Genomic DNA, 24,429 nt, shown 5'->3' on the forward strand with positions numbered 1-24,429 from the left:
GGGCCCGTGACCGAAAGACCAACTGGTCCCATGCTCATGGCAAACCGGTGGTCCCATCACCCTGGCAGGCGACATTCACCGAGACGCATCGACCACAATCGCGGCTGCGACCCGACCTCGGTGGCAATGGTATGCTCCGCCCCGCTGCAGCAGGGTTCGAGCGCTTCGCGCGTGATCGCCGAGATGATCAGCTTCGACTGCTGCGCCTCATGCCGCAAACAAGCATCCAGCGCAGCGGAAACCTTGGCCGTCATAAGTTTCATGAAGGCCAACGCCATTTGATGGAGAGCTAGGAGACTGCGGCGCCAGGTGATGCGGTTGCCAGGCCGACCGCGCGGCACCCGTCCAATAAGCGGTGGTCATATGTGACGAACGCCCTGAGCTCTCGTTTGATCTGGGAAGCGGCCGCGAGGTGAATAGCATCGAGAGAGCGTAGTGAAACCGGGCCGATTGTTTCAGCCAGAGCGATCACTGGTTCGGCGAGCGGGACTATGTCGAGCCCGTCGAGTAGGTAACGGGCACGCTCAGCATGGCCTGGTTGTCCGTATCGGGCAACTACTCTCATCAACTCGACCCGGCCCAGCGCGCTCGTCACGCCGTACTCACCCTGCCCATTTTGCGTAGTGAGCCAGTTCTGCAGTTCGGGCGTCTCAGGCTCGGCGATGAGCAGCTTAGTGAGGGCCGAAGTGTCTAGATAGATCACTGCTCGTCGCGCATCTCTTTGAGTACATCGGACAACGTGCGCGGGTGGTCCGGGGCCGGGGTAGCCGTGATGCGCAGCAGGTTTTCTGGACTCCGCGCCGGAAGTAGGGCACCTGCATTGATCAGTGATTCGCGAGACCGAAGGCCAGCCTGCACCGGGACGAGGCGAGCCACCAGCCGGCCGTTGCTGGTCACGCCGATCTCCTCACCGGCTTCGACCCGGGCCAGGTAGCGCGACGCATGCTGCCGCAACTCGCGAACTCCGATTGCTTCCATGCTCCTAACGCTAGCACGCTGTAGCACTCGCTGTGCTACACGGCTTAGGACACCCGGGTCCGGTGCCGCTTGTCATGGGGTGTGACGCCATTTACCCCGCCGATCGACCTCGCGTAGCTACCCACCGCGAACGCCACGCCAGAACCCATGACCGCCAGAGCTTCCCGATTGATATTGTCCACCGTGTCCCGCGCGCTCTGATAGTTGGGATCAAACCAGACACCCGGCTGCCCACCCCAAAGTCGCGCCTGCACAAAGGTTTTCGTCTGCGAAGCCCCGGTGGTCAGGCCCCCGATCGGCACGCCGGCCACCAGAAACGGGTGGTAGGCCACCCCGGTGTTGAACGGCATGTCGGCGGGGCGCTTACCGGCCAGATTCAGATAGCCGGCCAGCGTGCGCTCGATGGCGTCCGAGCCCTCCGGCACGTCGGCAGCCGACACCCCGGGCCCCGGAAGACCGGACTGATCGCCGTCATCGGTGAAGAAACCCGCGTTCGCCGATCCGAGCATGTCGAAGTTCAGATACAGCGCGATGTCGTTGAGCGCGGCGTTATCCAGGCCGAAGACGTAGTCCATGGCGCCGTTGAGGCCGTTGTGTTCGCCGCCCCAGAACACGAACCGCACGGCGTTGCTCACCGGTGGCAACGGACCCAGCTGCAGCGCGGTTTCCAGTACCGCGGCCACGCCCGACCCGCCGTCGTTGATGCCCGGCGTATCCCGTGGGCTGTCCAGATGCGAGCCCACCATGACCACTTCATGGGGCGCGCCAGTCTTGGTCTGCGCCACCACGTTTCGCGATTTGATCTTGAGATTCTCGGCGTCCAGTACCAGCCGTACCGGAGTGGTGGCCCGCTCCAGCGCGGCAGCCCCGCTGCCGGCGACCACCGCGACCGGCACGGTGAGCTGGTTGTAATAACCGGGGTTGAACAAGGTGGGCGGGGCGCCCTGATTGCTGGGCTGGCTGACCACGATCAATGCCGCGGCGCCCTTGGCCACGGCGGTGTTCTGCTTGTCGACCACCGAGCATCGGGTGTCGTCGACCACGGCGATCGCACCCGCCGGCAACGCAGACGGGTAATCGCTCGCGGCGCAGCCGGCGGGTTGTGCAGGCCGGACCGTCGGGGCGGTCAGCCCCCCGGACGGGGTTCGGATCAGCAGCGACGCCTGGTCGACGGGATAGCTACGGCCGGCCACCGTCAGCGTCGGCTTGCCCTGCGACACGGCGGACAACCGTTCGAACTGCGGCGTCGACACTTCAAAGCCCTTGTCGCGCAATGCCTTCGCGACATAATCGACAGTAGCGTCGTGGCCGGGTGTGCCCTCGGCCCGGTTGCCCTTGTTGGCGTTGGCGATCGCCTGCAGCGCGCGCAGGTGGGTGAACATGCCGTCCGCTGTCACCTTGGCCGCCAGCATCCGGCCTAGGTCCGGTGCCGCGGCCGGGGGCGCCGGCCGCGGCGTCGAACATCCCGCCAGCAGGCAGGCGAGCACTACCGTCGCAAGCCCGCGCCTCATGGCTTGGCGAGCACGTGGCGGGTGCGGTCCCCCATCACTGGAACACCGTTGCGGCCGGTGAGGTCCTGTGCGTACAGACCGATGGCGTAGGCGACGCCACCGCCCTGAATCCCCAGCGAGGTGCGATCGATGTGCTCGAGGGTGTCGCCCTTCTGGTGGTAGTTGGGATCGAACGGCTGATCGGCGGTGCCGCCCCACAGCTTGGCCTGCTCTTCGTTCTTCTTGACCTCGGCGCCGGAGAACAACCCGCCCGACGGGATGCCCGCCAAGGTGAACCCGTCGTAGTCGGAGCGGCCGTCGAACGACGTGTCCTGCGCGGTCTTGCCCGCCATCTTCAGATAGGCGACCAGCGTTCGCTCGATACCGGCCGAGCCCTCGGGCACCACCGGCTGACCGCGGGCGTCCAGCGGCAGCGATTGGTCACCGTCATAGGTGAAGTAGCCCGGGTTGGGCGAGGCCAGCATGTCGAAGTTCAAATAGAGCGCTATGTTCTTGAGCGCATCGAGATTCAACGACTCGACGTAATTCCGCGAGCCGATCAATCCCAATTCTTCGGCTCCCCAGAAACCGAAACGAACGGCGTTGTGCACGTGCGGCGAATTCCCGAGTTGCACTGCGGTTTCCAGGATCGCGGCGACGCCGGAACCGTTGTCGTTGATGCCCGGTCCCTCCGGCACGCTGTCCAGGTGCGCGCCGGCCATCACCACATCGGTGGGTGAGCCGGTCTTGGTCTGCGCGATGATGTTGCGCGCCTTGAAACTCTTGGTGTTCGCATTGAGCTTGACGGTGGCCGGGCCGGATTTGCCGCGCAACTGAACCCCGACTGACTTGGTGACACTGACCACCGGAATTTTGACGTCGGTGTTGACGCCCAGCGTGCCGCCCATCGACTGCTCGTCGACGTTGTCGGCGACGATCAGCGCGACGGCGCCCTGCTGCGCAGCGGTCTCTTCTTTCTGGGCGAACTGGCAGTTGCCCCGATCCACCAATACCACCGCGCCTTTTACCGGCAGCTTGTCGTAGTCGGAGGCAGTGCAACCCGGACTGTCGTCGGTGGGTGCGAACACCAGCGGACCGGTGATTCCCTCCTCCGGGGTGCCAAGGCTGTACTCCAGGGCGCGCGCCTCGGCGCTCAGTCCCCCGACGGCCACCTGCCCCTTCTCGGCGTGGAAGACGCGCGCGGAGAACTCCGGTGTCTGCACGTCAAAACCACTGTTGCGCAACGTGTTGACGACATAGTCGACGCTGGCTTCATAACCGGGTGTGCCCACCGCGCGGGTTCCGTTGTTGGCGTTGGCGATGTCCTGAAGTTTCGACAGGTGCGCCATCATGGCGTCGGTACTCACCTTGTTGCGCAACGTGGTGGCGAACTCGGCGGCGGCGGGGTTGCTGGGAGCTGGCTGCGATTGAGTTGACCAGCGAACGCAACCCATTGCCACGAAAGCAACGATCACGGCAACGGCCAGCACCGCCGGTATCGTCTTTGATTTGTTCGACATTGCGCTCAAGATTAGACCGCCACGGCGGCTGATGTCGCGAAAGCCGCATCCGCACAGGCGGATGCGGCTTCGCTGCAGAGCAATCAGATCAAACGAAAAGCGCGGTGAACGGTGCGAACGGGAGATTGCGTACCACGAACCAGACCAGTACTAGCGACAGCGCTACTACCGCTGCCCAGCGTCGGTGCTGCCAACTCCTGATTCGTCGACCTACCAGGCGGCCATATGTCCAAGTCAGGTAGGCCCACACCAACAGCCCCACCGCCACCAGGCCAAGCGCGTTAAACCTGGCGGCTGCCAATAGATTGCCATGCATAAGGCTGTACAGCATTCGCAAGCTGCCACACCCGGGGCAATCGATTCCCAACAAGGCTTTGGTGGGACACACCGGCAGCGGGCCGTTCGGGGTTGTCGGATCACCCAGCCAGATTGCGGCACACGCCAATGTCGTGGATGCCGCCACCAGTAGTGGCGGACCCAAGCTCAGCGTTGCCGCCCCCTGGCGGGTCACCATCAGCGCACCGGACTTAGTACAAGGTGGTTAGCATCATCGCCGCGCTCTGAGTCCCGCTGTTGAGAGCACCAACCGCCAACAAGATGCCGTAGATGACGAACACGATCACGCCGGCCACGGCCGACCAGATCACGAACTTCTTGGCAGCATCCGCAGACGCCTGCGCCTCCGCGTACCGGCCCTGTGCCCACAACCCGTTGACTTGGGTGGACTTGACGATCGCAACGATGCCAAGGGGGAGGCAGCAGAACAGGGTCACCAGGATGGACCAGACCAGGTAGTTGTCGGGTTGCTGTCCGGCGGGCGGCTGCTGCGGCGGGTAACCGGGAGGTGGTGGTTGTGTCATGGATTCTCCAGTCAAAGAAGTTAGCTGGCGTAAAGCGGTGCTTACCATACCGGAGAGCCGTCGCTACGGCATCACCAACCGGAAAATAGTCAACTGTGCAAAATGCCCATGCCGTTTCCAGCGGAATCAGCTATGGTCCGGCGCCCTCACACCGGTATAACCCGGCAATAAAATCCATGCCCAGACAGACAATTGCCAGCGGAATATGTTGCAGATCATGGACATAGCTGCCTGAATGCGTATTGACAGAAAACTCTGGTTTTCCGGCAAGCGACACAAATAGACTCCTGCATGTCAGCGCAGCCGCACCGTCGGTCCGACAACCCTAAGGAGTAAGGATGTCTCACTTCACCAACGCGCTGCGGGCCGCGACGGCTACCGCGCTCATGGGCAGCTTTGCCTGCCTGGGTACTGCCACCGCGACCGCAGACCCAACAGGCAACTCGTCCGACGTCAACACCCTGGCCGCAAACCTGTCGAAGGGTTACGGCCTCAACAACTGCACCGCGCAGTCGATTAGCGCCGGTGAACTGGCCGCGCTTTCCTGTGGGCAGAGCCCCGATTCGGCAGGACCCGCTCAGGCCAAGTACATCCTTTTCGCCAACGCCGACGATTTGGCCGGCTCGTTCAAGGCCAGCATCAAAGACGAAACACTGACGGCGTGCGGGGATAGCGGTCAATCGCCGACCACCTGGCATCAGGGCAGCGCCGGCACCACCGCAGGGCAGGTCGCTTGCGGGACGTATCAGGGCGCCGCCGAGATCATCTGGACCACCGACGCGAAGAACATTCTGAGCTACATCCGCGCATCCAACACCGATGTCCCGGCGCTCTACCAGTGGTGGCGGACAAACGGCTAGCTCAGCCCTGCGGCCCAACCCTCGAAATCGAGTGTGAACTCAGGGCTTTCACTGTGCATCGTGGGCGTCACCGATCCCATTGTCGCGCCCACGATGCACACTCAACGCCAGGGGTTCACACCGCTTTGCAGACGAGTTCGGCCACCGCACGCATCCCGGCACCGTTGGGGTGCAGCGGTGCCGGCCGACCAGGAAGCGGCACACCAGGTCTCGTCGTCCAAGGCTTTTCCGACCACGCGTGATGGTCGCGGCTGGCCGCCCCGGCACTCACGACCTCGCATTCGGCTGCCGCGGCCGCATCGGCCGTGAGGCGTTCCAGGGTGGTAGCCACATGCCACCCCAGCTCGGCATCCCGCTGCGACAGCGGCGGAGCCGGCACACCCGCCGGCGGCAGCACAGTGAGGTAGTCGATGAACAGAATGCGCGCGCCCGGGGCGCGCTGGCGCAGCGTCTTGCCCACCGCACACAACGATTCGAAGACCTGTGCCAGCGCGCGGTCTCGGGTATCACGGTCGAGCAGTTCACGTATCCGCCCGCCCAGCATCGGCAAATGCCGCATGGCGTGCGGCAACGACGCGACCGTCAGCAACGGAATGTAGCCCACATCATTGCCGCCGATGGTGACCGTTACCAATGTTTCCGAGCCGTCCAGAGCCGTGACCTGGGGCGGTGCGCCATGCTGATGCTCGGTGAGCACATGCGCGGTGGTCGCACCGGAATAGGTGACGTCAACCAGGTCCAGGTTCAGCCGCTCGGCAACCAGGTGCGGGTAGTTGTGCGCCGATCTTCCGGCGCGCCAAGGAGCTCCGCTCGCGCGGGGCGCAATGCCGGGCCCGGCCGCCATTGAACTGCCCAACGCCACATAACGGTTCATAAGGCGGGGCTGGAAGCCTGCGCCCAGAACCGCTTGGGAATGCGGCCCGCCTTGCGCGCCAGATAGCCCGCGGTGACGGCGGTGGCCATCGCCGCGGCCATGGTGGGCGGGTCGGCGGCGCGGGTCACCGCGGTGGCTAATAGCACTGCAGCACAACCCAATTCCATGGCCAGCGCGGCGTCGCTGGCGGTACCGATGCCGGCGTCGAGCACGACGGGCACACCCGCGCGCGCGACGATCATCTCGATGTTGTGCGGGTTGGTGATGCCCAGACCGGTGCCGATCGGCGAGCCCAATGGCATCACCGCCGCGCAGCCGGTGTCCTCCAGGCGACGGGCCAGGGCCGGGTCGTCATTGGTGTATGGCAGTACGACAAATCCGTCGTCCACCAATTGTTCTGCGGCCCTGACTAATTCGACGGCATCTGGCAGCAGGGTGCGTTCGTCGGCGATAACCTCGAGCTTGACCCAATTGGTGTTCAGCGCCTCGCGGGCCAGCTGCGCGGTCAGCACCGCCTCGGCGGCGCTGCGGCAGCCTGCGGTGTTGGGCAGCGGAGTGATACCCAGCCGGTTGAGCAGATCAAGCAGTCCGGTCCCGCCCTCGGCATCGACCCGGCGCATCGCCACCGTGGTCAGCTCGGTGCCCGAGGCGATCAGGGCCTCCTCGAGTACCGCCAGATTGCTCGCTCCGCCGGTCCCCATGATGAGCCGCGAAGCGAAGCTACGGTCCGCGATCGTCAACTTGTCAGCCACCTTGCACCGCCGTCACCACCTCGAGTCGGGCACCATCGAAGAGCCTTATTTCCCAGTTAGATCGGGGCAGGACCGCTAAATCGAGCGCCACCGCGACACCGCGGTCCGGGAAGCCCAGCGACGCCAGCAGCTTGGCCACGGTGGTCTGCTCGTCGACCTCGACCCGCTGGTCGTTGACAACCACGATCATGAGACCGCTCCCACCGCAGCGAGTTCGGACACGATCCGTTCGGCGGTCCACGGCGCCAACAGAAATCCCGAGCGGCCGTGGCCGGTGGCCACCAGCGTCCGCTCATCCAGCCGGTGCACCAGCGGCAGGTTGTCCGGGCTCATCGGCCGCAGTCCGGCGGCGCACTCGGCCAGCTCATACTCACCCAGCGCCGGCACCACCGCGCACGCGTCGTCGAGTAGGTCGCGCACTCCCGACACGACCGGGGCGGTGTCGCGGCCGTGCTCGTATTGCGTGGCACCGACCACCACACCATCTGCGCGTGGCACCAGGTAGACCTGCCGCCCATGTACGCGGGCGCGAATCACCCTCTGCAGCAACGGCATACAACCCTTGCGCCAGCGTAGCCGCAGCACCTCGCCCTTCACCGGACGCACCGGCAGGCCGGGCCACAACGAAGGTGCGTCGATGCCGTTGGCAATCACCACGGTTTCGCCCACGGCGTCAGATAGCTCGTGTACCGGGGCCGCCCACCGAACGCCCAGCCGTTCGCAGTCCAGGCGCAGCGCGTCGAGCACGGCGCGGTTGTCGACGGCGAGTTCGGTGGGAGCCCGGAAACCGTGCCGGATGCCCTGTGCCAGTAGTGGTTCCACGTCGCGGGCGGCGGACTCCCAGGCCACCGGGTGCCCCTGCGCCGACAACCAGTCCGCGACGGTACGCAGGTCGGCGACGTCGGCCGCGTCGACGGCGACAACCAATGACTCGTGCGCGGTGACCACTTGCGGCGGCAGCCCATGCAGAAAGCCCTCGCGCCACAGCCGCAGCGACTCCAGGCCCAGCCGCAGCAACCGCTCCTCACCGGGCCAGCCTTCGCTGTGCGGGGCCAACATGCCGCCCGCCACCCACGACGCTCCGGCTTCGCTGGTGCGGTGTACCCGTACCGTCCAACCGGCTTGCGCCGCGCGCCGCGCCACCGACAGCCCGATGACGCCGCCGCCTATGACGGCCAAGGACCCGGTCGGCATGCTGTCCTCCCTTCGCCGGCATGATCCGGATCAGGTGTGACGGTAAGGGCGGGCGCGCCCACTCTCAGACCCCGTTCCCGGGACTCCCGTGTCTACAAGCTTCCACGCTAGCGCGCTAGCGTCACGATGTGCACCATCGCGGTCTCGAGGTCCTCGCAACAGCCAGGCTTTACCTGTGCACCGACGCTCGGCGCGAGCGGGGCGACCTGGCCGAATTCGCCGATGCGGCGCTGTCGGGTGGGGTCGACATCATCCAGCTGCGCGACAAGGGTTCACCCGGTGAGCAGCGGTTCGGCCAGCTGGAGGCGCGCGACGAGCTGGCCGTTTGCGAGATCCTGGCCGACGCGGCCCGCCGCCATGGCGCTCTGTTCGCGGTCAATGACCGCGCCGATATCGCCCGCGCGGCCGGCGCCGACGTGCTGCACCTGGGCCAGGGCGATCTGCCCCTGGGGATCGCCCGCGACATCGTCGGCCCGGACATGGTGATCGGCCTGTCCAGCCACACCGCCGGCCAAGCGGCGACGGCAGCCGGGGCCGACTATTTCTGCGTCGGACCGTGCTGGCCCACCCCAACCAAGCCGGGGCGCCCGGCGCCGGGCCTGGACCTGGTCCGGACGGCCGCCGGGCTCGCCGGGGACAAACCATGGTTCGCCATCGGCGGCATCGATGCACAGCGGCTGCCCGAGGTGCTGGCCGCCGGGGCCCGCCGGATCGTGGTGGTGCGCGCGATCACCGCGGCTGCGGACCCCAAGGCGGCCGCCGAACAGCTCAAGTCAATGCTTGCAGCAGCGTGCTGATCCGGGGACTGAGCGGCACCTGATCCGCGTCCCCGGGCATGCACCAGACGAAGACCCCGGCCTCTAGCTCCAGGGTGCGTGGCAGGCTGCGGCGCCGTTCGTCGCCGTGGCCCAGCGGCAGCGTGGCCGGGGCGGACCGCAACCCCTGCCAGCTCGCGGCGAAGCCGGGGTGCAGCGGCAAATTGGTCACCTCGTGCTCGGCGACCCAGCGCAGCTCGGCGCTTTCCCGGTTGGGCACGGTCTCGAGCAACTCGGCCGCATCGGCGACGACGGTCGTGTAGGTCCACTCGGTGCCGCTGGGCCGCGCGGTCACCACCACCGCCCGCACCTCCACCAGCGCGGCGTCCAGGCCAGCCTCTTCGTGTGCTTCGCGAACCGCGGTCTGCTCGGGGGTCTCGTGGCTGTCACGCGCACCGCCGGGCAGACCCCAGGTACCGCCCTGATGACTCCACACCGCCCGATGCTGCAGCAAAACGGCGGGAGTTCCGTCGGCCAGTGGAGCCCGCAGCAGCAGGCCCGCGGAGCCGTATCTACCCCAGAAGTGGACGCCGCTGTCGGAAATCACCCATCCGTCACCGTCGCCGCGCACGAACTCAGGGTAATGGCGGATTAATGTTCCAGCCTCCCCACATCCGTCGGCACATTCTCTTAAGATTCGCTTATAGAGGTTCGTAATATGGCCGAAAGATGAGGTGTCGGAGAAAACGTGACGGTTGAGCTGGCGCACCCGTCGACCGAGCCACTGGGGTTACGCTCGCCCGCGGAACCGGCCCACCCCCGCTGGTGGTTCGTGGTGACGACGCCAGGTCGCATCCTGACCATCGGCATCGTGCTGGCGGCCCTCGGCGTCGCCAGCGCATTCGCCACCTCGACGACCATCAATCACCGGCAGCAAGTGCTGACCACCGTGCTCGAGCACACCGAGCCGCTGTCGTTCGCGGCCGGCCGGCTCTACACCACGCTGTCGGTCGCCGACGCCGCAGCGGCCACCGCGTTCATCGCCCAGGCCGAACCGCGCGCCGTCCGGCTGCGCTACGAACAGGCCATCACCGACGCCGCGGTGGCAGTGACCCGGGCGTCGAGTGGGCTCACCGACGAGCCGTTGGTGCAGTTGCTGGGCCGGATCAACGCCGAGCTGGCGGTGTATACCGGGCTGATAGAGATCGCGCGCACCAACAACCGGGCGGGTAATCCGGTCGGCTCGTCGTATCTGTCCGAAGCCTCGGGGCTGATGCAGTCGACGATCCTGCCCGACGCCCAGCAGCTATACCAGGCGACCTCGACGCGGGTGGACAACGAAACCACGGCGTCGACCCAGATCCCGGCGCCGGTGATCCTTGTCGTGACCACCACCGTGGTGTTCGGCGCGTTCTCGCATCGCTGGCTGGCCCGGCGCACCCGACGTCGGATCAATCCGGGCCTGGTCGTCGGCGCGCTCGGTATCCTCGTCATGGTGGTGTGGGTCGGGACCGCGCTGACTATTTCGACTACGGCCAGCCGTAGCGCGAAGGACACTGCGGCCGAGTCGCTCAAGACCGTGACCAACTTGGCCATCACCGCCCAGCAGGCGCGAGCCGACGAGACGCTGTCGCTGATCCGCCGCGGCGACGAGGAAGTCCGCAAACAATCCTTCTATCAGCGCATCGATTCCATGCACCACCAACTCGACGCCTACATGGCACGCAACGACGCCGTCGACAAACCCGACCTGCAGGGCGCCGACCAGCTGTTGGTCCGCTGGCAACAGGCCAACGACCGGATCAACTCCTATATCTCAGTCGGCAATTACCGGGCCGCCACCCAGGTCGCGCTTGGCAAGGGTGAGGACGACTCGACACCGGCGTTCGACAAGCTCGACGAAGCCCTGACCAAAGCCATGGATCAAAGCCGAAACCACCTGCGCAACGACGTCCTCAACGCGCATCGAGGGCTGGCCGGCGCCCAGGTCGGCGGCGTGGTGCTCAGTCTGGGCGCCGCCGTCGCGGTGGCCCTGGGCCTGTGGCCGAGGCTGAAAGAGTACCGATGATGAGGCGCCTGGCGCTGCTCGTGGTGGCATTACTACTGGCCGGCTGCGGCCATTCCGAACCGTTGAAAGTCGAGACGACGCCGACGCTGCCGCTGCCCACGCCGGTCGGCATGGAGGAAATGCCGATTCAGCCGCCGCTGCCGCCGGACAACACCAGCCAGGACTGCAACCCGACCGCCAGCCTGCGTCCCTTCCCCAACAGGGCCGACGCCGACGCCGCGGTGGCCAACATCCGCACCCGCGGCCGGCTGATCGTCGGGCTCGACATCGGCAGCAACCTGTTCAGCTTCCGCGACCCGATCACCGGCGAAATAACCGGTTTCGACGTCGACATCGCGGGCGAGGTGGCGCGCGACATCTTCGGTGGCCCAAACCACGTCGAGTACCGCATCCTGTCGGCCGACGAACGCATCACGGCGCTGCAGAGATCTCAGGTCGACGTCGTCGTCAAGACCATGACCATCACCTGCGAGCGGCGCAAACTGGTGAATTTCTCTACGGTGTACCTCGATGCGAACCAGCGCATCCTCGCGCCGCGGGACTCGCCGATCGCACGGGTTTCCGACCTGTCCGGCAAGCGCGTCTGTGTGGCCCGGGGCACCACGTCGCTGCGCCGCATCCGTGAAATCGCACCACCGCCGATCGTCGTGTCGGTGGTGAACTGGGCCGACTGCCTGGTGGCGCTGCAGCAGCGCGAGATCGACGCCGTCAGTACCGATGACTCGATCCTGGCCGGGCTGGTAGAAGAAGACCCTTACCTGCACATCGTCGGGCCGAACATGGCCACCCAGCCCTACGGCATCGGGATCAACCTGGAAAACACCGGCCTGGTCCGGTTCGTCAACGGCACGCTCGAACGCATCCGCACCGACGGCACCTGGAACACGTTGTACCGCAAATGGTTAACGGTCCTCGGCCCGGCGCCCGCCCCACCCACCCCGAGGTACGTGGACTGATGGGCAAACCCACTCAGGAAAAGCCGCAGACCGAACAGCCGGCCGCTGACGCCGAAGACGTGAGTCCGGGCACCCAGCCCGCCGAGATGCACACCACCGGGTCCTCGGAACGGCCGCTGGCCACCCAGGCGCTGTTCCGCCCCGACTTCGACGATGATGACGACGACGACTTCCCCATCTCGCTGGGCAGCATCGATACCCAGCCACAGGATCGCATCATGGCCGCACAGCGCAAGCTGCAGCCAGTCCGGCAGCTCGGCGGTGGGTTGGTGGAAATCCCGCGAGTGCCCGATATCGATCCGCTCAAGGCGCTGATGACCAGTCCGGTGGTCCCGGAGTCCAAGCGCTTCTGCTGGAACTGTGGACGACCGGTCGGCCGGTCCAGCGCGGAGGGCAAGGGCGCCTCGGAGGGCTGGTGCCCGTATTGCGGCAGTCCGTATTCCTTCCTGCCACAGTTGAGCCCGGGCGACATCATCGCGGGGCAGTACGAGGTCAAGGGCTGCATTGCGCACGGCGGACTGGGCTGGGTCTACCTTGCCGTCGACCACAACGTCAACGACCGCCCGGTGGTACTCAAAGGCCTGGTGCATTCCGGTGACGCCGAGGCGCAGGCGATCGCGATGGCCGAACGCCAGTTCCTGGCCGAGGTGGTACACCCGTCGATCGTGCAGATCTTCAACTTCGTCGAGCACACCGACAAGCACGGGGATCCGGTCGGCTACATCGTCATGGAGTACATCGGCGGGCAATCGCTCAAGCGCAGTAAGGGCGAGAAGCTGCCCGTCGCCGAGGCGATCGCCTACGTATTGGAAATCCTGCCCGCGCTGGGGTATTTGCATTCGCTCGGCCTGGTCTACAACGACCTGAAGCCGGAGAACATCATGCTCACCGAGGAGCAGCTCAAGCTGATCGACCTGGGCGCGGTGTCGCGGATCAACTCGTTCGGATACCTCTACGGCACACCGGGTTTCCAGGCACCGGAGATCGTCCGGACCGGGCCGACGGTGGCCACCGACATTTACACGGTGGGACGCACGCTGGCGGCGTTGACCTTGGACCTGCGCACCCGCAACGGCCGCTATGTAGACGGGCTGCCCGAAGACGACCCGGTGCTGGCTACCTACGACTCCTTCGGGCGGCTGCTGCGCCGCGCCATCGAACCCGATCCCCGGCGCCGGTTCGCCAGCGCCGACGAGATGTCCGCGCAGTTGATGGGTGTGCTGCGCGAAGTGGTTGCCCAGGACACCGGGATTCCGAGGTCCGGGCTGTCGACGGTATTCAGCCCCAGCCGCTCGACGTTCGGCGTGGACCTCTCCGTCGCGCACACCGATGTGTACCTGGACGGACAAGTGCATTCGGAGAAGCTGACCGCCAAGGAGATCGTGACCGCGCTGCCGGTACCGCTGGTCGATCCGGCCGACGTCGCCGCCCCGGTCCTGCAGGCCACGGTGCTTTCCCAGCCGGTGCAGACGTTGGACTCGCTGCGCGCGGCCCGCCACGGTGCACTGGACGCCGAAGGGCTTGACTTGTCCGAATCGATCGAGCTGCCGTTGATGGAAGTGCGGGCGTTGCTTGACCTGGGCGACGTCAGCAAGGCCACCCGCAAACTCGACGACCTCTACGAGCGGGTCGGCTGGCGCTGGCGGCTGGTCTGGTATCGGGCCGTGTCGGAGTTGCTCACCGGCGACTACGACTCCGCGACAAAGCATTTCACCGAGGTGCTCGATACCTTTCCCGGCGAGTTGGCGCCCAAGCTGGCGCTGGCTGCCACCGCCGAACTGGCCGGCACCACCGACGAGCACAAGTTCTACCAGGCGGTGTGGCGGACGAACGACGGCGTGATCGCGGCGGCGTTCGGATTGGCGCGGGCGCAGTCGGCCGAAGGCGATCGAGCCGCCGCGGTGCGAACCCTTGACGAAGTGCCGGCTACCTCAAGGCATTTCACGACCGCACGGCTCACCAGCGCGGTGACCCTGCTGTCCGGGCGGTCGACGAGCGAGATCACCGAGGAACAGATCCGCGACGCCGCCCGACGGGTGGAGGCGCTACCGCCCACCGAGCCGCGAGTGCTGCAGATACGGGCGCTGGTGCTCGGCGGCGCGATGGACTGGCTGGAAGACAATGAAGCCAGCACCAACCACATCCTCGGGTTTCCCTTCACCGAGCATGGCCTGCGACTGGGCGTCGAGGCGTCGCTGCGCAGCTTGGCTCGCGTGGCGCCCACGCAGCGGCATCGCTACACACTGGTCGACATGGCCAACAAAGTGCGGCCCACGAGCACTTTCTGAGTGTGCTTCCTTGGCTTTCTGGTGCACAATCGATGCTGCGATCGTCTCGCGTGTGCACTCTTGGATTCCAGTGTGTTGCATTGGCGGTCGAATGGCTTTTGCGGCGCCGTGGGTACACACTCAAAGCCGGTAGTACACAGTCGATTCTGAGATACTTCGCGTGTGCGCCCTTGGCTTCGCGTGTGCACCCTTGGCGGCCGAATCGCCCGCGACCCACCATGAGTACACATTCGAGTACACACTCAAAGCCGCTGGCGCACAGTCGAATCCGCGATAGCATCGCGCACCCGCCGCAGAATATCCGCCGGACGGTGTTCGGCGACAACCCGGATGACGGTCCAGCCCATTCGCTGCAGCATCTCCAGCCGCTCGATGTCCCGGCGAAACTGTCGCTGGTCGACCCGATGCTGGTCGCCGTCGTATTCGACGGCGACCAGCCAATGTTCCCAGCCCAAGTCCAGGTACGCGATCGGAATCCCATCTGCATCGAGTACCGGTATCTGGGTCTGCGGCCGCGGTAGCCCGGCATCGATCAGCAACAGCCGTAGATAGCTTTCCCGAGGCGACTGCGCGCCCGCATCTACGAGTTCCAAAGCACTTTCCAGTCGCCGCAGCCCTGGCGATCCGGGATGACGCCTGGCCACATCCAATACATTTTCAATTTTGAAGCCAGTTGCCAGCGCCAGGGAATCAAGCCGCGCAACCGATGAGCGGACCGCCCCGCGCCGGCCGAGATCGAACGCGGTGCGCTCTACAGTGGTGACCACACGGCCGTCCAGCAGCTGCGTTTCGCCGTCGAGAAGCATGTCGCGCCGGGTCATCACACCCCGCGGTGGACGAGTGTTGGAATGAATCAGCTCGACCGGCACCCCGTCGGGAATCCACTTGGCGCCGTGCAATGCCGCAGCAGCTGCTCCGGCGATGACTCCCTGCCGGTTCGACCACAGCCAGGCTGCGCCGACGCGCTGGTACAGGGACGGCTCGACGCCCCTAGCCAGGTAGACGTTCGGAAAGACCGCCCGGTACCGGGTCCGCAGTTGGTGACGGCTCAACGCTCCGCAGGTCAGTACCTCACTGCCCAGGAATGCTTCCAGCTTCACGGCGCAAACAATTGCACGTCAACAACCGACCGCGGTTCCCGTTATCCACAGGCCCAAAACTCAGCGAAAACACAGGTCGGCAGGTCACAGTTAGGCAATGGCCGGGCAGTCCGCACGCTGGATCACCACGGCCCGCGTCTTGCGCCGGGCCGGCTTCGGCGTGACCGGCAAGCAGGTCGACGCGGTAGCGAGTCAGGATTGGCCGACGTACGTCGACAGCGTGCTGGCCGCCAACCCAGACGCCGACCCGGGTGCACTCGCCACCCCGATGCCCACGCTCACCCCGCCGCAGCCTCCCGGCAAGGGCGCAACCCAAGCCGCCCGCAGACAGTACGGACGCCAGCTCTCCGAGCAAGCCGACGAGCTGACCCGGTGGTGGATAGGCCGCATGGTGGCCGTCCAGACGCCGACCCACGAAAAGCTGACATTCTTGTGGCACAACCACTTTGCCACCTCCGCGCAAAAGGTCCGGATCGCGGCGTACATGGCCGCGCAGAACCAGAAGCTGCGCACCCTGGCGCTGGGCGACTTCCGAAACCTGGCATACACGATGCTCACCGACGCCGCGATGCTGCGCTGGCTGGACGGGCAACTCAACACGGCCAAGGCGCCCAACGAAAACCTTGCTCGGGAGTTCATGGAGCTGTTCACGCTCGGACATGGCAACGGCTACACCGAGGACGACGTTCGTGCGGGGGCCCGCGCCCTGACCGGATGGGTCATCGACGCCGACGGCCAGACCGCGCTGCTGCCGCGGCGCCAGGACACCGGCCCCAAGACGTTGTTCGGGATCACACACGATTTCGACGTCGCCGGGTTCTGCGACACCGTGCTGGCTCAGCCGGCCTCGCCGGCCCATGTCGCCGGACGCTTGTGGCAGCAACTCGCCTCCGACGACCCGCCGTCGCCGCAGGTGCTGAACCGCCTCGTCACCGCCTACGGCCCCACGCGCGACCTGAAGGCGCTGACCCGGGCCGTCCTCACCGACGGCGAGTTCGTCGGCGGCCGGGCCACTGTGGTCACCGCACCGGTCGAGTGGCTGGTCGGCATCATCCGGGCCCTGCAAGTCCACGTCGAGCAACACCAGAAGCTGGTCGACGTGACGCTGCGGGCGCTCGGCCAACGGCCCTTCTTCCCCACCGACGTCAACGGCTGGCCGCGCGGGCAGGTGTGGCTGTCCACCGCATCGGCCAGGGCGCGGCTGCGGGCCGCGATTCAGCTGGCACGCAGCGGCGACCTGTCGGTGATTGAAAGTGCCGCTGTCGGCGAGCGGATCGACGCCGTGGGCTATCTGATCGGTGTGGGCGCGTGGACCGATGGAACCGCCAATGCGCTTGAGCCGCTGATACATAGACCGGCGCAGCTGGTCGCAGCCGCCGTCAACTCCCCCGAATACCTGACCTCATAGCGAGATTGCCATGCCCGATTTCAACCGCCGCCGATTCCTGATCACAGGTGCCGGCGTGGGCGCGGTCGGTCTGCTGTCCGGAAGCATGGCGGTCGGCTGGCACGATCTGATGCACGCGGCCCACGAACGGCCACTGGCCGACAACGCCGGCATCTTGGTGATCGTCACCCTCTACGGCGGCAATGACGGGATCAACACGTTGATTCCCTACGCGGACAACGCTTATCACGATGCCCGGCCAGAACTCGCCTATGCATCCGAAAACGTGTTGCACCTGGATGCTCAACTCGGGCTCAACCCTGCCATGCGTGGCCTGGCTCAACTGTGGGACCAGCGGCAACTGGCCATCGTGCGCGGGGTCAGCTATCCCAAACCCGACCACAGCCACTTCCGGTCGATGGATATCTGGCAGACGGCGTCGCCGGCCACAGCCGTCTCGACGGGCTGGATCGGCCGCTGGCTCGACGCTACCGGCGACGACCCGTTGCGGGCGGTCAATGTCGGCAGCGTCCTGCCACTGCTCGCGGTCGGCGAAAAGCACACGGCCGCAGCTCTTTCCACCACTATAGTTCCGCGCGGCCAGCAGCATAAATCCGACATATTCGGCGACGTCATGAAAGCGCTTGGCGCCGACGACCCCAACGACACTCCGGCCATGTCAGCGGTGCGCCAGTCCTATCGCGCCGCTCGGGCCACCGACGCGACGTTCGCGTCGATCGCGGCAACCGAAGAGAGCAACGCACTGGCCAGCCGGCTGAGCATGGTAGCCAATGCGATCAAGGCGCGTGTTCCGACGCGGGTCTACATGGTGCATCTCGGCGGCTTCGACACCCACGCCGACGAGCGCGAGACCCAGCAGCGACTGCTGCAGACGTTCGACGAAGCCGTCTCCGGATTCCTGCAGCAGATGGCCGGCGATCGCTACGGGCGCAACGTCGTCCTGCTGGCATATTCGGAATTCGGGCGCCGGGTGGCCGCCAATGCCTCCCAGGGCACCGATCACGGCACCGCCGGCCCGGTGTTCGTCGCCGGGGTACCGGTCAAGGGCGGGTTCTACGGCGAGGAGCCCAGCCTCACCGACCTCGACGAGGGAGACCTCAAGCCCACCACCGACTTTCGCGACATCTACCACGAGCTGCTCACCCGTACCGTCGGAACCGACCCGACACCGTCGGTCGGCAATGGCCGGACCAACCTGGGCTTTCTATAAGACTTCGACTCGTCCGTCGCGACCCCCAGCGCCCGGCTTCGCCGCGCTTGCGATCGCTCCCATGCAGTCACGCGCGATAGCCAGTTCTTCGTTGGTCGGAATCACCAGCACGGCAATGTGTGAACGATCGGTGGAGATCCGCCGGGCGCCGGCGCCGAGATTGCGGTCCTCGTCGAGCTCGATACCGAGTTCGGCCAGCCCAGCCAAAGCATCCCGGCGCACCGCGGCGTCGTGCTCGCCGATGCCGGCGGTAAAGCTGATCACATCGGTGTGGCCCAGCACCGCCAGATACGCGCCGACATACTTGCGTAACCGGTGGATGAACACGTCGTAGGCCAATCGCGCTGCGCCATCGCCTGATTCAATCATCGAACGCAGCCGCCGAAAATCGCGCTCGCCCGCCAGGCCCAACACTCCGGACCGGTGATTGAGCATCGACTCGATCTCGTCCACCCTCATGTTCGCGGTGCGCCACAAATAGCTGAAGACACCGGGGTCCACATCACCGCTACGGGTCCCCATCACCAAGCCCTCCAGCGGAGTGAGGCCCATCGACGTCTCGACCGGCCGCCCCGCCGCGATCGCCGACGCCGACGCACCGTTACCCAGATGCAACACAATCTGATTCACAGCCGCTAACGGCCGACCCAAGAACGAAGCGGCCTGCGCGCTGACGTACTGATGCGACGTGCCGTGAAAGCCGTAGCGGCGAATCTGCCACTGCGCGGCCAGTTCCCGGTCGATCGCGTAGGTCGCCGCCGCGGCAGGCAGATCATGGAAGAAGGCGGTATCGAACACCGCAATATGCGGCACGTCAGGCAACAACTTACGGGCCACGCGGATGCCCAACACTGCGGGCGGATTGTGCAGCGGGGCCAGCGGGGCCAGCTCCTCGAGCTTGCCGATCACCGCATCGTCGAGCACCGTCGGCCGGTGAAAATCCTTGCCGCCGTGCACAACCCGGTGACCGACTGCCACCAGGCCGCAGTTGCGCAGGTCGATCCCGTCGTCGGAGAGCATCTCGAACGCGCGATGCAGGGCTGCGTCGTGGTCTGGGATCGATGACGACTCCTCACCGATCCGCTCCACGCTGCCCGACGCCAAGGCCGGCCCGGCGGGATCGACGAGCTGAAACTTCAGCGACGACGAGCCGGAGTTGATCACCAGCACTACCCGGTCAGCCATGGCAAATACCCTGTGCCTGAATCGCCGTGATGGCAACGGTGTTGACGATGTCTTCGACCAGCGCACCGCGGGACAGGTCGTTGACCGGCTTACGCAGACCTTGCAGCACCGGACCGATCGCGATCGCACCGGCGGTCCGCTGCACCGCCTTGTAGGTGTTGTTGCCGGTGTTGAGGTCCGGGAAGATCAGCACCGTCGCGCGCCCGGCCACCGGCGAACCACGCAACTTGGTAGCGGCGACCGAGGGATCCACCGCGGCGTCGTACTGAATGGGCCCCTCGACCAGCAGCTGTGGATCGCGTGAACGCACCAATTCCGTTGCCGCCCTGACCTTGTCGACATCGGCTCCGGTTCCCGAATCGCCGGTGGAGTAGGACAGCATGGCCACCCTGGGCTCGATGCCGAACTGCGCGGCGGTACGCGCCGAGCAGATCGCGATGTCGGCGAGCTGCTCGGGTGTCGGATTGGGGATGATCGCGCAGTCGCCGTAGGCCAGCACCTTATCCGGCAGACACATCAGGAAGATGCTGGACACCGTGGAGACGTCCGGAACGGTTCGGATGATCTCCAGCGCGGGCCGTACGGTGTGCGCGGTGGTGTGCGCGGCACCGGAGACCATGCCGTCGACCATGCCGTTGTACACCAGCATTGTGCCGAAATACGTGGCATCGTTCATGATTTCGCGGGCATGCTCGACGGTGACCCCTTTCGCCTTGCGCAGCTCCGCGTACTGTTCGGCGAATTGCTCGTGAAGGTCGCTGGCGCGCGGATCGATGACCGTCGCCTCGTCCAGATCGACACCGAGTTCTGCTGCACGCAACCGGACTTGGGCTTCATCGCCCAGGATGGTCAGGTCGGCCACGCTGCGCTGCAGCAGCCGGCCGGCGGATTTGAGGATCCGGTCGTCCTCGCCTTCGGGAAGGACGATGCGTTTGCGGTCCGACCGCGCCTGCTGCTGCAGCCGATGGGTGAACATCTGCGGCGTGGTGACGGCCGGAATGGGAATGATCAACTGCGCCAACAGATCTGCGAGGTCGACGTAGCGCTCCATCAGTTCCAGCGCGGTGTCGATCTTACGTTGCGATGCGGCCGTCACCCGGCCGCGCGCCGACGCGGCCGCGCTTGCGCTGTGGTAGGTGCCCAGCGCGGTGGTGATGATCGGCAACCTCAACCGCAGCCCCGACACCAGGGCCGCGATAGACGGATGCAACTCCAGGCCGCCGTTGAGCACCAGGCACGATAGCGACGGAAAGCCTTCGGCCGCATGGGCGCTCGCGACGGCCAGCACCACGTCGGAGCGGTCGCCGGGAGTAATGACCGCCATGCCGTCGCGCAAGCGCTCCAGGCAATGCTCGGCGGTCATTCCGGCCACCATCACATCCATCACCTCGCGTTGCGCCAGCACCGCGTCCCCGCGGATCTGCTCACCATCTACCGCCGTCGTCAGCTCGGCCACCGTGGGCGCGGCCAGCAGCCGTTCTTCGGGCAGCGCATAACTGCGGGGCCCGAACCTTTGCAGCGCCTGGCACACCACCTCCAGCTGCGCAGGATCACACCGGCTTGCCACCACCGCGGCCGTGTGTGCGCGCTGAGCGGCCAACTCCGCCAGACAGATCTCCACCACGGTGACGATCTGGTCCGGCGTGCGGTCCTTGGCCCGGACCGTCAGCAGAACGGGCGCACCGAGGTTGGCCGCAATGCGCGCATTGACCGAGAGCTCCGCGGGCGTCGCGATGTCGGTGTAGTCGCTGCCGACGATCACCACCGCGTCGCACTTGTCGGCCATCGCGTGATAGGCGTCGACGATGGCGGCGATCGCGCCGTCGCTGTCGTCGTGCAGTTGCTGGTAGGTCACCCCGACGCAGTCCTCGTAGGGCAGGCCCGCGGTGGTGTGCTCCAGCAGCAGTTCCAGGATGTAATCGCGATCCTCGCCCAACAAACGCGGCGACCCGCTGGACGCTCGCGTAATCGGCCGGAACACACCAACTTTGGCGACCATCGCGGTCAGCCGGTGCAAGAGCCCCAGTGCGATCGTCGACTTGCCGGTCTCCCCTTCGGGTGCGGCGATGTAGATGCCGGACGGTTCAGCCAAGTCGCCGCAGCCTGGGTTCCAGGTCGGATTTGAAGAGCTGCAGGAAGCGCTGCTGGTCGTGACCGGGCGCGTGGAACACCAAGTGGTTGAGACCCCAGTCCACGTACTGGCCGACCTTCTCTACCGCCTCGTCGGGATCCGACGCCACGATCCAGCGCTTGGCGATCTGCTCGATTGGCAGTGCGTCGGCGGCCTTCTCCATCTCGATAGGGTCGTCGATGCTGTGCTTCTGCTCGGCGGTCAACGACAGCGGCGCCCAGAACCGGGTGTTCTCCAGCGCGAGGTCGGGATCGGTGTCGTAGGAGATCTTGATCTCGATCATCTTGTCGACGTCGTCGACATTGCGCTCGGCGGCCGCGGCGCCCTCCCGCACGGCCGGGATCAATTTGTCGGTGTAGAGCTCCTCACCCTTACCCGAGGTGCAGATGAACCCGTCGCCGGCGCGCCCGGCGTACTTGGCCACCGCTGGCCCGCCGGCCGCGATATAGACGGGCACACCACCTTCTGGCACGTCGTAGATCGAGGCCCCCTTGAGCCGGTAATACTCGCCGTCGAAATCGACACGGTTGCCGCGCCATAGCTCGCGCATCAGGCGCACCGATTCGCGCAGCCGGGCGAAACGCTCCTTGAAATCCGGCCAATCGCCCTCGTAGCCGGTGGCGATCTCGTTCAGCGCCTCACCGGTGCCCACGCCGAGGAAGACGCGACCCGGGTACAGGCAGCCCATAGTCGCGAAGGCCTGGGCGATGACGGCGGGGTTGTAGCGGAAGGTGGGCGTGAGCACCGAGGTACCCAGCTGCAGCCGCTTGGTGCGTTCGCCGACGGCGGTCATCCAGGACAGCGAAAACGGGGCGTGGCCGCCCTTGTGCCGCCACGGCTGGAAATGGTCACTGACGGTTGCGCTGTCCATGCCGTGTTCTTCGGCGGCGACGGCTAAATCGACAAGATCACGGGGTGCGAATTGTTCGGCAGATGCTTTGTATCCGAGTTTCAGTTCAGCCACCAGTTATTTCTACTCCCCCTAATTCGATGCCCTACCAAAGCGGTGAAACTCAACCGTTCTCGCCTGGACGGGGATACGCTCCGCTTCAGTTCTCCCCAAATTGGAGGTGCGGTATGTCATTTCTCGTCGCGGCGCCGGAGATGGTGATGTCGGCTGCTTCGGACCTGACGAATATCGGTTCGACGATCAGCGCGGCCACTACCGCCGCGGCGGCCCCCACGACGAGCTTGCTGGCTGCGGGCGCCGACGATGTGTCGGCGGCTGTAGCGGCATTGTTCGGCTCGCACGCCCAGGCTTATCAGGCCCTCAGCGCGCGGGCGGCGGCCTTCCACGACCAGTTCGTGCAGGCGTTGCAGACCGGCGCCGCGTCATACGCCAGCGCTGAGGCCGCCAACGTCTCGCCTTTGCAGACGCTGGAACAACAGGCCTTGAACCTCATCAACGCGCCTACCCAGGCGGTGCTGGGTCGCCCGCTGATCGGCGACGGCGCCAATGGGACGTCACCGGGGCAAAGCGGCGGAGCCGGTGGGTTGCTGTACGGCAACGGCGGGGCGGGGGCGGCCGGCGACGCCGGTCACGCGGGCGGAAACGGCGGAGCTGCCGGCCTGATCGGCAACGGCGGCGCCGGCGGGGCCGGCGGAGCCGGTGCGGCCGGCGGCGCGGGTGGTAACGGCGGGTGGCTGTCCGGAAATGGCGGACACGGCGGTGCCGGCGGTGCCGCGACTACCCCCGGCGGAATCGGTGGCGCCGGCGGTGCCGGCGGCAACGCGTATGTAAACGGGTCCGGGGGTGCCGGCGGTGCCGGCGGCAACGGCTTCGCGGGTGCCGCGGGCGTCAACCCGGCGTTCAACCAGACCGGCTTCGCGAGTCCGAACCCGGGAACCGACGGCGGTACCGACCCCGCAACCCAAGCGGGCACCAATGGCCAAGCCGGAGGCAACGGCACCAGCCCCGGGATCGGCGGCGGGACAGGCGGTAATGGCGGCCCAGGCTACGCGAGCAAACCGATCATCACCGGCGGCGACGGCGGCGACGGTGGTAGCGGTGGCGTCGGTGCCGCGGGCGGCACCGGCGGAACCGGCGGCGACGCCAAGCAAGCGACCTTTGGTCTGCCACTGCAAGCGGGCGCCGGTGGCCAGGGCGGCGACGGCGGCGCCGGTGGCGCGGGCGGTCACGGTGGCAACGGCGGCATAGCGGCCTCCCAAGACAAATCCGCCGCGACCGGCGGCGCCGGTGGCGCTGGTGGCGCGGGCGGTGCCGGCGCGAACGGCGGCGACGGCGGAAACGGCGGCTATGCCGAGTCGCAAGGGGTTGCCACCGGTGGAAACGGCGGCGCCGGCGGCCACGGCGGCGCCGGTACAGCCGGTCAAGCCGGTGGTGGCGGCGGCGTCGGCGGCGCCGGGGGCCGCGGTGGGCTGCTGTTCGGCAACGGCGGTGACGGTGGCAACGGCGGGCTGGGCGCCAACGGCGGCGCCGGCGCCAACGGCGGCGGCGGCGGTCACGGCGGCGACGGCTCCATAGCCAAGGGCTTCAACGGAACCACCGTCGGTGACGCCGGGCAGGGCGGCGACGGCGGCGATGGCGGCGACGGCGGCGTGGGCGGCGACGGGGGCAACGGCGGTGCCGCCGGTGCCGGCGGGCTGTTCGGACATCAAGGCAATGTCGGCGGCGGCGGTGCCGCCGGCCACGGAGCGCTTAGTGGCACCGGTGGCGCCGCTGGAATCGCCGGGGTAAACGGGGTCGGCGTGCCCGGAACTAACGGCCAGGCCGGCAATACGCCCGGCATGGCCGCCGACGGCCATCAAGGCAACCCTGGCTGAGCCTGTTAAATCGGGT

The 24,429-nt window shown here is 66.5% G+C and carries 24 protein-coding genes; 8 read left to right on the forward strand and 16 right to left on the reverse strand.

Translation table 11 applies throughout. From position 1 onward, the window contains the following. Nucleotides 1–56: 56 nt before the first annotated feature. The 7 genes from AWC27_RS22325 to AWC27_RS22355 form a co-directional block, all read right to left on the reverse strand. Nucleotides 57–278, reverse strand: coding sequence for a hypothetical protein (locus AWC27_RS22325; RefSeq protein ID WP_083114926.1), 222 nt, complete (start codon nt 276–278; stop codon nt 57–59). 11 nt (nt 279–289) lie between these two features. Then, nucleotides 290–703: a type II toxin-antitoxin system VapC family toxin gene (locus tag AWC27_RS22330; RefSeq protein ID WP_083114927.1), complete on the reverse strand. Its 414-nt coding sequence runs from the start codon at nt 701–703 to the stop codon at nt 290–292. Beyond that, nucleotides 700–978, reverse strand: coding sequence for a type II toxin-antitoxin system Phd/YefM family antitoxin (locus AWC27_RS22335; RefSeq protein WP_083114928.1), 279 nt, complete (start codon nt 976–978; stop codon nt 700–702). The genes AWC27_RS22330 and AWC27_RS22335 overlap by 4 nt, the downstream gene beginning before the upstream one ends. Before the next feature lie 44 nt (nt 979–1,022). Then, on the reverse strand, nt 1,023–2,489 hold the full coding sequence (locus AWC27_RS22340) for a M28 family peptidase (protein WP_083114929.1): 1,467 nt from the start codon (nt 2,487–2,489) through the stop codon (nt 1,023–1,025). Further along, a complete protein-coding gene (locus AWC27_RS22345; RefSeq protein ID WP_083114930.1) occupies nt 2,486–3,988 on the reverse strand; it encodes a M28 family metallopeptidase in 1,503 nt (500 codons plus the stop codon). Before AWC27_RS22345 ends, AWC27_RS22340 begins: the two co-directional genes overlap by 4 nt. Nucleotides 3,989–4,076: 88 nt before the next feature. After that, on the reverse strand, nt 4,077–4,502 hold the full coding sequence (locus AWC27_RS22350) for a DUF2752 domain-containing protein (RefSeq protein ID WP_083114931.1): 426 nt from the start codon (nt 4,500–4,502) through the stop codon (nt 4,077–4,079). Between the two features lie 13 nt (nt 4,503–4,515). After that, nucleotides 4,516–4,848 carry a CD225/dispanin family protein gene (locus tag AWC27_RS22355; protein ID WP_083114932.1) on the reverse strand — a complete coding sequence of 111 codons (333 nt, stop codon included), beginning with the start codon at nt 4,846–4,848 and terminating at the stop codon, nt 4,516–4,518. A gap of 338 nt (nt 4,849–5,186) precedes the next feature. Here AWC27_RS22355 and AWC27_RS22360 point away from each other — a divergent pair, with 338 nt between their 5' ends. Next, on the forward strand, nt 5,187–5,708 hold the full coding sequence (locus AWC27_RS22360; protein WP_083114933.1) for a serine/threonine protein kinase: 522 nt from the start codon (nt 5,187–5,189) through the stop codon (nt 5,706–5,708). A 115-nt stretch (nt 5,709–5,823) separates the two neighbouring features. Here AWC27_RS22360 and AWC27_RS22365 read toward each other — a convergent pair whose 3' ends face one another. From AWC27_RS22365 to thiO, 4 genes are read right to left on the reverse strand one after another with little or no spacing between them, the layout of a single operon-like run. Then, a complete protein-coding gene (locus AWC27_RS22365; protein WP_083114934.1) occupies nt 5,824–6,582 on the reverse strand; it encodes an SGNH/GDSL hydrolase family protein in 759 nt (252 codons plus the stop codon). Continuing rightward, on the reverse strand, nt 6,579–7,283 hold the full coding sequence (gene thiG / locus AWC27_RS22370; RefSeq protein WP_245847424.1) for a thiazole synthase: 705 nt from the start codon (nt 7,281–7,283) through the stop codon (nt 6,579–6,581). The genes AWC27_RS22365 and thiG overlap by 4 nt, the downstream gene beginning before the upstream one ends. 43 nt (nt 7,284–7,326) lie before the next feature. After that, complete coding sequence (gene thiS, locus AWC27_RS22375; RefSeq protein ID WP_083114936.1) at nt 7,327–7,524, reverse strand: sulfur carrier protein ThiS; 198 nt, start codon at nt 7,522–7,524, stop codon at nt 7,327–7,329. Then, a complete protein-coding gene (thiO, locus tag AWC27_RS22380; protein ID WP_085672521.1) occupies nt 7,521–8,528 on the reverse strand; it encodes a glycine oxidase ThiO in 1,008 nt (335 codons plus the stop codon). Before thiO ends, thiS begins: the two co-directional genes overlap by 4 nt. 128 nt (nt 8,529–8,656) lie before the next feature. Between thiO and thiE the strand changes: the two genes are divergently transcribed. Further along, nucleotides 8,657–9,325 (forward strand): thiamine phosphate synthase, encoded by a 669-nt coding sequence (gene thiE / locus AWC27_RS22385; RefSeq protein ID WP_085672488.1) that lies wholly within the window; start codon nt 8,657–8,659, stop codon nt 9,323–9,325. Here thiE and AWC27_RS22390 read toward each other — a convergent pair. Further along, a complete protein-coding gene (locus AWC27_RS22390) occupies nt 9,297–9,914 on the reverse strand; it encodes an NUDIX hydrolase (protein ID WP_083114938.1) in 618 nt (205 codons plus the stop codon). The genes thiE and AWC27_RS22390 overlap by 29 nt on opposite strands. A gap of 117 nt (nt 9,915–10,031) precedes the next feature. On the opposite strand from AWC27_RS22390, the gene glnX reads away from it, so the two are divergent. From glnX to AWC27_RS22405, 3 genes are read left to right on the forward strand one after another with little or no spacing between them, the layout of a single operon-like run. Beyond that, entirely contained in the window at nt 10,032–11,351 is a 1,320-nt protein-coding gene (gene glnX / locus AWC27_RS22395; RefSeq protein WP_083114939.1) for a protein kinase G-activating protein GlnX, read from the forward strand. Then, on the forward strand, nt 11,348–12,307 hold the full coding sequence (locus AWC27_RS22400; RefSeq protein ID WP_083114940.1) for a glutamate ABC transporter substrate-binding protein: 960 nt from the start codon (nt 11,348–11,350) through the stop codon (nt 12,305–12,307). The genes glnX and AWC27_RS22400 overlap by 4 nt, the downstream gene beginning before the upstream one ends. Beyond that, nucleotides 12,307–14,595, forward strand: coding sequence for a serine/threonine-protein kinase PknG (locus tag AWC27_RS22405; protein ID WP_083114941.1), 2,289 nt, complete (start codon nt 12,307–12,309; stop codon nt 14,593–14,595). The genes AWC27_RS22400 and AWC27_RS22405 overlap by 1 nt, the downstream gene beginning before the upstream one ends. Nucleotides 14,596–14,837: 242 nt before the next feature. On the opposite strand, the gene AWC27_RS22410 is transcribed toward AWC27_RS22405, so the two are convergent. After that, nucleotides 14,838–15,695 carry an endonuclease domain-containing protein gene (locus tag AWC27_RS22410; RefSeq protein ID WP_211281315.1) on the reverse strand — a complete coding sequence of 286 codons (858 nt, stop codon included), beginning with the start codon at nt 15,693–15,695 and terminating at the stop codon, nt 14,838–14,840. Nucleotides 15,696–15,792: 97 nt separating this feature from the next. Between AWC27_RS22410 and AWC27_RS22415 the strand changes: the two genes are divergently transcribed. Further along, nucleotides 15,793–17,103 (forward strand): DUF1800 domain-containing protein, encoded by a 1,311-nt coding sequence (locus tag AWC27_RS22415; RefSeq protein WP_085672489.1) that lies wholly within the window; start codon nt 15,793–15,795, stop codon nt 17,101–17,103. A gap of 10 nt (nt 17,104–17,113) precedes the next feature. After that, complete coding sequence (locus AWC27_RS22420; RefSeq protein WP_085672490.1) at nt 17,114–18,313, forward strand: DUF1501 domain-containing protein; 1,200 nt, start codon at nt 17,114–17,116, stop codon at nt 18,311–18,313. On the opposite strand, the gene AWC27_RS22425 is transcribed toward AWC27_RS22420, so the two are convergent. From AWC27_RS22425 to fgd, 3 genes are read right to left on the reverse strand one after another with little or no spacing between them, the layout of a single operon-like run. Beyond that, nucleotides 18,308–19,498 carry an acetate kinase gene (locus tag AWC27_RS22425; protein ID WP_083114944.1) on the reverse strand — a complete coding sequence of 397 codons (1,191 nt, stop codon included), beginning with the start codon at nt 19,496–19,498 and terminating at the stop codon, nt 18,308–18,310. The genes AWC27_RS22420 and AWC27_RS22425 overlap by 6 nt on opposite strands. Further along, entirely contained in the window at nt 19,491–21,590 is a 2,100-nt protein-coding gene (gene pta, locus AWC27_RS22430) for a phosphate acetyltransferase (protein WP_085672491.1), read from the reverse strand. The genes AWC27_RS22425 and pta overlap by 8 nt, the downstream gene beginning before the upstream one ends. Further along, nucleotides 21,583–22,593: a glucose-6-phosphate dehydrogenase (coenzyme-F420) gene (gene fgd / locus AWC27_RS22435; RefSeq protein ID WP_085672492.1), complete on the reverse strand. Its 1,011-nt coding sequence runs from the start codon at nt 22,591–22,593 to the stop codon at nt 21,583–21,585. Before fgd ends, pta begins: the two co-directional genes overlap by 8 nt. A gap of 113 nt (nt 22,594–22,706) precedes the next feature. On the opposite strand from fgd, the gene AWC27_RS22440 reads away from it, so the two are divergent. Further along, entirely contained in the window at nt 22,707–24,413 is a 1,707-nt protein-coding gene (locus tag AWC27_RS22440; RefSeq protein WP_085672493.1) for a PE family protein, read from the forward strand. Nucleotides 24,414–24,429 lie beyond the last annotated feature (16 nt).

The sequence above is a fragment of the Mycobacterium szulgai genome, from assembly GCF_002116635.1.
Lineage (GTDB): Bacteria > Actinomycetota > Actinomycetes > Mycobacteriales > Mycobacteriaceae > Mycobacterium > Mycobacterium szulgai.